The following is a 1,331-nucleotide window of genomic DNA, read 5'->3' on the forward strand; positions in this document are numbered from 1 at the left end:
ATGCTTCAATAAGCCGTTTATACAATGCTTGTGTATCAGGAAGCATATCAACATGTTCTCTTAAGCAGGTGTGGACGTTCGATTGGATTTGCTCATTGTGCTGATTCAGTTCATAGCATAAGTTGATGGGGTGAATGAGTTGTTCAAGGTCATCATCAATCAAGATACAAGCTTGCGCTAAAACAATTTTATGTTTTTCTTTCGTTGTGAGTATTCTCTGAGCGGTGCCAATTATTTTTCTTTTATTTATATTGAGATTATAGTCGCCGTCACAGTATGAATTAGGTGTGGCGTGTGTTTCAGCATTGATGCCGAAAGAGTGAAAAAAGTTTTTTAGAACGTTACAAAGGTTCTCATAGCCACTCTTTATGAGATTGGTTGTGTTCTGGTCTGCTACATAAATATGGGAAACGTTAATAATGCCAGACGTTTGTGGAACAGGCGCGCCACCGGTTCGTCGATGAAGAATATTCCATTCTAGATTGCTAAGCTTAGTTTTTAGCTCGTCAGTTGCTAGCCATTTTTTGCTTGCGGGTAAAACAAGAGTTAGATCATCAGGTTGCCAGAGTAAAAGAGCTTGCTTTAACCTACCAGACTTTACTTGCTCTACAAGCTCATTTTCTTTTTTGAATGCATTTGAAACGCCTGTTTCCGTAAGGCGCACAATTTTGTACTGGTTTTTAGGCATGGCATTAGTCTAATTATTAAGAGAGTTCATGATACAAAAAAACTTCTGTAAATCTTAGTGAAATCTTAAATCTTAGTAAGACACCCACCATTAATCTCTAATCATCATAAGGGCTCCAGCATTATATTGGTCTTTTTCTTCTCCTCTTCTATACTCAATTTATGTTTTCTCAAGGAAGAGGAGCCAGATCATGCCTATGCCTAGAAGCCAGCAAGTTTGTGTTGAGGATACCCCTTATTACCACTGCGTTTCACGCTGTGTTCGTCGTGCATTTTTATGTGGTGAAGACTCAACCACAGGTGTAAGTTATGAGCACCGACGCTCATGGGTAGAGAATCGTTTATTGTTTTTGGCTGGCATTTTTTCCATAGATATCTGTGCTTATGCCGTAATGAGCAATCATTTGCATGTGGTGCTGCGTATTGATTCACAAACCGTCAGAAACTGGTCCACAATGGAGGTTATACAGCGCTGGCACAAGCTTCATAAAGGCAATCTTTTCACTCAACAGTACGTTAAAGGTGAGCCGCTTTCAAACAGCGTTATGGCATTTGTTGAGGCTTCGGCAAACACTTATCGAGCACGCTTGGCTGATATGAGTTGGTTTATGAGGGAGCTAAATGAACCTATTGCCCGCAGAGCT

General features: G+C 40.2%; 2 protein-coding genes. One reads left to right on the plus strand and one right to left on the minus strand.

The window, feature by feature from the left end:
- Positions 1–688, minus strand: a 688-nt coding sequence (locus ACYVGZ_RS08065; protein WP_460753716.1) for a lipoate--protein ligase family protein, incomplete at its 3' end; no start/stop codon positions are given.
- Positions 689–878: 190 nt separating this feature from the next.
- Here ACYVGZ_RS08065 and ACYVGZ_RS08070 point away from each other — a divergent pair.
- The coding region (locus tag ACYVGZ_RS08070; protein WP_460753719.1) for a transposase at positions 879–1,331 on the plus strand (453 nt) is incomplete at its 3' end.

This window comes from Marinomonas epiphytica, assembly GCF_054780655.1.